Annotated in this window: 8 protein-coding genes and 1 pseudogene; 5 read left to right on the top strand and 4 right to left on the bottom strand. The window is 56.8% G+C overall.

The genetic code is table 11. The features are described 5' to 3' along the window. Positions 1–89 precede the first annotated feature (89 nt). Together RV1423_RS24595 and RV1423_RS24590 are read left to right on the top strand one after the other, a co-directional pair. Positions 90–944, top strand: a complete 855-nt coding sequence (locus RV1423_RS24595) for a DJ-1/PfpI family protein (RefSeq protein ID WP_034302730.1) — start codon at positions 90–92, stop codon at positions 942–944. 127 nt (positions 945–1,071) lie between these two features. Next, positions 1,072–1,548 (top strand): DUF4440 domain-containing protein, encoded by a 477-nt coding sequence (locus RV1423_RS24590; protein ID WP_034302727.1) that lies wholly within the window; start codon positions 1,072–1,074, stop codon positions 1,546–1,548. 191 nt (positions 1,549–1,739) lie between these two features. Here the strand turns inward: RV1423_RS24590 and RV1423_RS24585 are convergent, their stop codons facing one another. Together RV1423_RS24585 and RV1423_RS29385 are read right to left on the bottom strand one after the other, a co-directional pair. After that, a complete protein-coding gene (locus RV1423_RS24585; RefSeq protein ID WP_034302723.1) occupies positions 1,740–2,699 on the bottom strand; it encodes a GlxA family transcriptional regulator in 960 nt (319 codons plus the stop codon). A 268-nt stretch (positions 2,700–2,967) separates the two neighbouring features. Beyond that, positions 2,968–3,117, bottom strand: a complete 150-nt coding sequence (locus tag RV1423_RS29385) for a FeoA family protein (RefSeq protein ID WP_081768995.1) — start codon at positions 3,115–3,117, stop codon at positions 2,968–2,970. On the opposite strand from RV1423_RS29385, the pseudogene RV1423_RS24580 reads away from it, so the two are divergent. Then, positions 3,104–3,366, top strand: a pseudogene (locus RV1423_RS24580) (hypothetical protein); the annotation flags it as partial. The gene RV1423_RS29385 and the pseudogene RV1423_RS24580 sit on opposite strands and share 14 nt — an antisense overlap. A gap of 262 nt (positions 3,367–3,628) precedes the next feature. Here the strand turns inward: RV1423_RS24580 and RV1423_RS24575 are convergent. Next, positions 3,629–3,991 (bottom strand): helix-turn-helix domain-containing protein, encoded by a 363-nt coding sequence (locus RV1423_RS24575; RefSeq protein ID WP_034302718.1) that lies wholly within the window; start codon positions 3,989–3,991, stop codon positions 3,629–3,631. An 85-nt stretch (positions 3,992–4,076) separates the two neighbouring features. On the opposite strand from RV1423_RS24575, the gene RV1423_RS24570 reads away from it, so the two are divergent. Together RV1423_RS24570 and RV1423_RS30990 are read left to right on the top strand one after the other, a co-directional pair. Then, positions 4,077–4,811 (top strand): SDR family NAD(P)-dependent oxidoreductase, encoded by a 735-nt coding sequence (locus RV1423_RS24570; RefSeq protein ID WP_034302716.1) that lies wholly within the window; start codon positions 4,077–4,079, stop codon positions 4,809–4,811. 86 nt (positions 4,812–4,897) lie between these two features. Next, positions 4,898–5,131 carry a LysR substrate-binding domain-containing protein gene (locus tag RV1423_RS30990; protein WP_081768992.1) on the top strand — a complete coding sequence of 78 codons (234 nt, stop codon included), beginning with the start codon at positions 4,898–4,900 and terminating at the stop codon, positions 5,129–5,131. 229 nt (positions 5,132–5,360) lie between these two features. Here the strand turns inward: RV1423_RS30990 and RV1423_RS24565 are convergent, their stop codons facing one another. Beyond that, positions 5,361–6,299 carry an AraC family transcriptional regulator gene (locus RV1423_RS24565; protein ID WP_034302713.1) on the bottom strand — a complete coding sequence of 313 codons (939 nt, stop codon included), beginning with the start codon at positions 6,297–6,299 and terminating at the stop codon, positions 5,361–5,363. Positions 6,300–6,364: the final 65 nt, after the last annotated feature.

The raw sequence follows: 6,364 nt of genomic DNA, 5'->3' as shown, positions 1-6,364 counted from the left end.
CCCGCCACGCTTTCGTCGTGGCGGTTCTTTCAATCCGGCCCAATCCGGCTGCGCTAGCAGAGGAAGCCAAAATACAAGGAGAAACTATCTTGACCGACAATAGCAAAAACATCGCATTCGGCGAACAACCGATCAGCACGGGTCATTCCCGTCGCGACGTACTCAGATTGGGGAGCATTGCCACGCTCGGCGCCATCCTGGGCGGCAGCGCGCTGCTGGGTCGCGCCACTCCTGCGCTTGCGCAGGCAGCCGGCCAGGGGGAGCTTGCCCCAAACGAGCCTCTCAATATTTTGATCGTCAATTACGATGGCGGCACCCTTCTCGATTTCGCCGGTCCCAGCGAAATTTTTCACCGGCTCCCGAATACGAACGTTCGCTATGCGAGCCTCAATGGCGGCAGTGTGACCCTCGAATTTGGGGTCGTATACGGCAACACCGAGCGACTGGCTGATATTGCCAAGACGGACTTGCTCCTGGTTCCCGGCGGGTCTGATTTGTCAGCGCCGATGCGTCCGGAGTATCTGGCGCAGATCCGGCGTCTGGCCGAAAGCGCCAAACATGTCACGTCAGTTTGCAACGGATCGCTGGTGCTTGCCGCCACGGGCATTCTCAAAGGAAGGCGAAGCGCCTGCCATTGGGCCTTCGTCAACAAGCTGACTGAATATGGCGCCATCGGCATTCCGGATCGCTTCGTCGAAGACGACAACGGTCGCTTCATGAGCGGCGGTGGCGTAACGGCGGGCATCGACTTCGCACTCCGCGTTGCCGCCAGGCTGCGCGGTCAACAGGCAGCCGAATTCACCCAACTTGCGATCGAATATGATCCCGCTCCGCCGTTCCATTCCGGTCATCCCAGAGAAGCGCGGCCGGAAGTCATCGCGATGGTCGACAAAGAACTTCCCGGTGCATCCAGGGGGCTCGCACGCATTCCCGGCGTTCGCTGAAACGTGTGCAGAGCAGGCATCTGAGGCCACGCCGTTGGTCTCGACAAAGCCATAACCGACGTTGACTGCGCCACTTGCCAAGCTGGCGAAGTCAGCTCCAACTCAAAACAGAACAGGAAATCACTACATGCATCAAATTCGTCTTCGTGCTGCGATCTTCGCAGCCTGCTTTTCTCTTTTCACCTTCGCGACGTCTGCAACTGCCGGCGGTCCACCACGTCCCCCCTCTGCGGCCATCAAAGCGGAGAATGCGCGATGGGCGGACGCCTTCGCGCGCGGCGACTATGAAGCAATAGGCCGTCTCTATACAAAAGATGGTTCGCTCCTGCCGCCCGGAGGCGACAGGATCACCGGGGCCCGCGCAATCGCGGAATATTTCACCAAAGGGTATGCCGGCTCCCAGCCCGGCACGGTATCTTTCAGCAATTATGAGTTCTACGGCAATGATCAGATGGTGACCGAAGTCTCGGATGCCGAGGTCCGCGATCATGATGGAAAGCTACAGATCCGCGGCAAACAGATTCTCATCTTCCTGAAACAAGGAGGCGTCTGGAAGCTGCACCGGGATCTCTGGAATGACTACGGCCCGGTGAAATCCGACTGAGGCCAAGTGCCGGGAGAAAGTACTCCCAGCGGCAGGTCTGGCGGAAGCGATCCGACGACCTGCCGAAATTGGGCTCTTTGAGGATTGGGCTCGCAGCCCGATCTTTCCCCTCAGTCCAAAGACTGTTGATCGCGTCGCTCAGGTGAAATCGGGAGTGACCGAGACAATGACTTCCCGCGAGCGCCAATGCCTCATTCGGCCAATCGGCGCCCGGCGCTCAATCTGTTTGCACGACGGATCGACTGCGGTGGATGTCCATGCAGTTTGATGAAGGCCCTTCGCATCCGTTCAGGATCGGTAAATCCAACAGCCAGAGCAATCTGTTCGATCGGTTCGCTACCATCCTGCAGACGTAGCCGCGCAGCTTCAACGCGCAAGCGTTCGACTGCCTTAGCCGGCGTTTCTCCGGTTTCCCGACGAAATACCCGTCCAAATTGCCGAGGACTTAATCTTGCAGCATCGGCGAGTCGCTCAAGAGGCAGTGCTTCAGACAGATGTTCCCTGGCGAAATTCAGAGCAATGCGAATACGGTCCGATTCCGGTTCCATTTGCGACATTGCTGCGAACTGGGACTGGCCTCCCGGACGGCGATAGGGAACGACCAGTTGCCTGGCGATGGCACTCGCAATTTTTGCGCCCATGTCTCTTTCGATCATGGCGAGCGCCAGATCTATTCCTGAAGCGACGCCTGCCGATGTCCAAACGTGTCCGTCGGCGATGTAGATGCTATCGCCCTCCACCTTCATGCGGGGAAAACGCGATTGCAGTTGAGCCGCATACTCCCAGTGTGTCGTTGCTCTCCGGCCGTCCAACAAGCCGGTTTCCGCAAGCAAAAATGCCGCCGTGCATACGCTTGCCACTCGCGGGGAAGCGAAACTCAATCGTTTCGCAGCCGCGATGTTCTCCGATGTCTGCATCGGCTCGATATCTCCGCCCACGAATATCACCGTGTCGAATTTCTTCCTCGCGAAGGACTTCGTCTCGAGCGGAAATCCCGCATTGCTAATCATGGGGCCGCCAGGCTGCGAGATCAAATGAAGATCATACGGAGTCTGGCCAGCGACTGCGATCACGTGATTGAAAGCTGCGAGCGGCCCCGCAAGATCAAGAGTCTCGTAGCCGCGACAAACGAAAAATCCAACTCGGTGCATGATGGCGCGATTCCCTGGAAGATGACGGTGTATTTTATCGAGAAACCTCGGATTGCGTCGCCCGAAAATTTCTTGTTTTGTTGTGTCCGATGGTGGATCAGCGCATGTCTGGAAACGAGGGAAAAACGACCTTTTTCACTTCTGCTGATCAGCCGTATGCAGTCTTACCGCAATTGGGATTACCGACGAGGGCCAGATTGATGGTGTTCGATTGCAGCATGATGTCTGGTGGAAATGGGGTTGATGCGAATACCGTCGCAACAAATACCTATGTGTGCCTGTAGATGCCAATCATCTCGGCCTCGTGGCGACGCAAAGCGAAAATGGTATTGCCGAGGCGTACAGCGACAGGATCGCCAGAAGGAAATGCGACAGCGACGACGCGCAGACTTTTTCCCGACAAAAAAGCGGACTTCATTTCCGACGCACGGGCCAACGAATATCAATGCCCGCCCGGAGAGCGCTTGATCTGGCGTTTTACGAGCAAAGAAAAAGTGTTGTTCATCCATTCGGCTCCATCAAGGCCTGGATGAGCGCTACGCATTTCCTGACCAGAACCAAGGCACGGGTGAGCACCAGGATGAGCTTGCATGTCCTGGCATACAACATGAAGCGGATGATTAACATGCTGGTCGTGGGGCCCCTGATGAGGATGATGAGCGGCTAGGTGTTTTTAGCGTCGGGAGACTCGTTTAGGGGCCGTCATTTCGCAGAACCACGGACATCAGAAAAGATGGCCTGGATTGCAGAGGACGGCTCTATCTGCACCTATGCAGCATCAAGATGACGCTGATCTCAATTCCTCGAACCGATTCAGAGTTTTTACACAGTCTCGGTCGATAACGGACTTCGAATAGGGTAAACAATGAGCGCTGCCCCAATCCTTGAGAAGCTCCATCAACTTTGCTCACGTATCAGCGGACAGCGAACTAAGGCAAAGCGTCTCGCTCGGCAAAGATGCCTGCCATTTCCACCGCGTTTTCGGTTCCCCAGGTACACAGCGGGACGATAGCATCGGCCAGACTGCGACCAAGCGGGGTCAGCGAGTAGTCCACACGCGGCGGCACCTCCTTGTAGTCGGTCCGCGTCAGCACGCGATCAGCCTCCAGATCCTTCAACTGCTGGATCAGCACTTTGTTACTGACGTCCGGGATCAAACGCTTGAGCTCGCCGTAGCGCTTCTGGCCGTCGCGCAGGAAAAACAGGATTAGCGGTTTCCACTTGCCGGAGATGATCCGTAGCGTAGCGTTAAGGCCGCAGCCGGTATCGCAGATTTCAGAGGGTGTCGTCATATTTTAGTGGTTACCAAAAAGTGCATACTTGTCTTAATGTAACCAGGACCACATACTTGTGCAACCCCAACAAAGGAACCATGACATGACCAGACTTAATGGAAAGACCGCAGTGATCACCGGTGGCGCTACCGGCATCGGCCTCGCCGCTGCAAAGCGCTTCATCGAGGAAGGCGCCTTCGTCTTCATCTTCGGCCGCCGGCAGGAAGCGCTTGACGCCGCTATGGCCAACCTGGGGCCCAATGCTCGCGCGGTGAAAGGCTCGATCACCAATCTGGCCGACCTTGATCGACTCTACGCGGCGGTGAAGGCCGAGCGAGGGACCCTCGACATCGTCTTCGCCAATGCCGGAGCGGGAGGCCCGCTTCCGCTCGGCAAGCTCACCGCCGAGCACATTGACGAGACCTTCGACACCAATGTGAAGGGTACGATCTTCACGGTCCAGAAGGCGCTGCCGCTGATGGGCCAGGGCGGTTCGATCATCCTGACCGGATCGAGCGCCGGCACCACGGGCGCCCCGGCGTTCAGCGTCTACAGTGCGAGCAAGGCGGCAGTGCGCAACCTCGCGCGGACCTGGGCGGAAGACCTGAAGGGCACCGGCATCCGGGTAAACGTGCTGTCGCCCGGACCGACGGCGACTGAACTCGCGAAGGCAGCGCTAGGCGAGGAAGGCATGAAGGTCTTCGCCTCGATGAATCCGCTCCAGCGCATGGCCGATCCGGCCGAGCTCGGGGCCGCGGCGGCCTTTCTCGCGTCGCAGGACAGCAGCTTCATGACCGCCAGCGAAGTTGCCGTCGACGGCGGTCTGGCGCAAATCTGACGCGCTACGCCCTACGGCGCTCCATTCAATTGTCGGAGCCCGTAGGGCGTGGTAAACCAAAGGAAGATATATGAGCTACGCAATTATTGGCTTCGGCAAGAGTTGACGTCCCAGGCGTACTGACTCTCGACCACACGATGCTGATGATCGAGGTGGCCGTTGATGGTGCTGGAATCGCTTGCGTCCTTGAGACCGCCGTGCTTCCATGGCTTAACGATGGGCGTCTTGTCGCCCTGTTGGATTCGTCCCTGGTTTGCGTCTCTATTACTCGGGTCATCGCTATGTACCGGCGACCGTTCGCGCATTCATTGAGGTGTTGAAGGACACCGAAAGTTAAGCGAGGGCCGCATCGGTCAATGCTGAAACATTGAGTACTTGTACGCCATATGAACAACTTTTAATCAGCCAAGTTGGTGCTTGAGACAACGTTGATATATTTGAGAAGCATTGATTAGCTGTCGAATGAGCATCGCACCCGTTTGGCGATGAAAACTGGATCCGTTAGAGAGGGCCAATTCTGCGAGCAAAGGAACAGTCAGTGAGTGAAATTCATGACATTGCAGGTACCTTGACGGTATTTTCTGCTGCTGTATTTTGCCGCAATTTGGAATATTGGCCCGGCGGCATGCCAGTATGACGGGTGAAGGCGACAGTAAAAGTGCTTGACGAACTGTATCCGACCAGTGCCGCCACCTCGGTTATTGCTTTTTTTCGTTCAAGAAAATTTCTTGCCAATGCCATCCGCCACGACAACAAGTAGTCCATCGGCGTCACGCCCAGGGCTGCGCTGAATCGCTCGAAAAAAGTGGAGCGGGACAGCGCCGATTCTTTCGCCAAAAGCGCAACGGTCCACGGCTCCTCAGGACTTTCATGGATGCGCCGGATCGCCCTCGCCAGCCGGATATCTGCGAGACCGCGCAAAAGCCCAGGCGACGTCACGGCATTGTTGGACGAACGCAATGCCTCAATCAGCAGAACTTCCAGCAGGCGTTCGAGCACCACTTCCCGGGCAGGCCGCTGCGAACGCGCTTCATCGATGACTAGCTGAACCAGCGCTGACAAGCGGAGATCGCCGCGAATGTGTACGAGCTTCGGCAGCAGTGTTAACAGCAAAGTGGAGTCCGGTGAAGTCAACTGACAAAAGCCCACCAGCGATCGCACATCCGCATCGGCTGATACCGAGCCATGGCGATGTTCGCCGTTTTCCAGCAGCGCGGGTTCGGACTGCCATTCATTTTCGAAAGGGACTTCGAAGCTGGTCGCCGAAAATGTTGACATGGAGGGGATCAGCAAGAAATCACCGGCTTCGGCGACCAACTGCGACTCATCGACCGTATAGCGGATTTTCCCTTCCAGCACGACGCAGCAGCACAACGGCGTTTCTTCGAATCTGCCGCGCACACCCCAGCGTCCTGCGCCGGTCACAATTTTCGAATACGACATCTTCGGCTGGAGAAGAGTGACAACGGATGTCAAGGGGTCAACCATGCCGGACTCTCGCAAACAAATTTAGGACTTTTGATTGTAGATGGTTTTGCCCATGCCAGCTATTG

The organism is Herbaspirillum sp. RV1423 (assembly GCF_000577615.1).
Classification (GTDB): Bacteria; Pseudomonadota; Gammaproteobacteria; order Burkholderiales; family Burkholderiaceae_D; genus Herbaspirillum.
This window is presented reverse-complemented; position numbering and strand designations above follow the sequence as displayed.

Coding starts and splice junctions, on each gene's coding strand:
- RV1423_RS24590 (WP_034302727.1), top strand. CDS start 1,072: ATGCATCAAATTCGTCTTCGTGCTGCGATCTTCGCAGCCTGCTTTTCT.
- RV1423_RS24585 (WP_034302723.1), bottom strand. CDS start 2,699: ATGCACCGAGTTGGATTTTTCGTTTGTCGCGGCTACGAGACTCTTGAT.
- RV1423_RS29385 (WP_081768995.1), bottom strand. CDS start 3,117: ATGAAGTCCGCTTTTTTGTCGGGAAAAAGTCTGCGCGTCGTCGCTGTC.
- RV1423_RS24575 (WP_034302718.1), bottom strand. CDS start 3,991: ATGACGACACCCTCTGAAATCTGCGATACCGGCTGCGGCCTTAACGCT.
- RV1423_RS24570 (WP_034302716.1), top strand. CDS start 4,077: ATGACCAGACTTAATGGAAAGACCGCAGTGATCACCGGTGGCGCTACC.
- RV1423_RS24565 (WP_034302713.1), bottom strand. CDS start 6,299: ATGGTTGACCCCTTGACATCCGTTGTCACTCTTCTCCAGCCGAAGATG.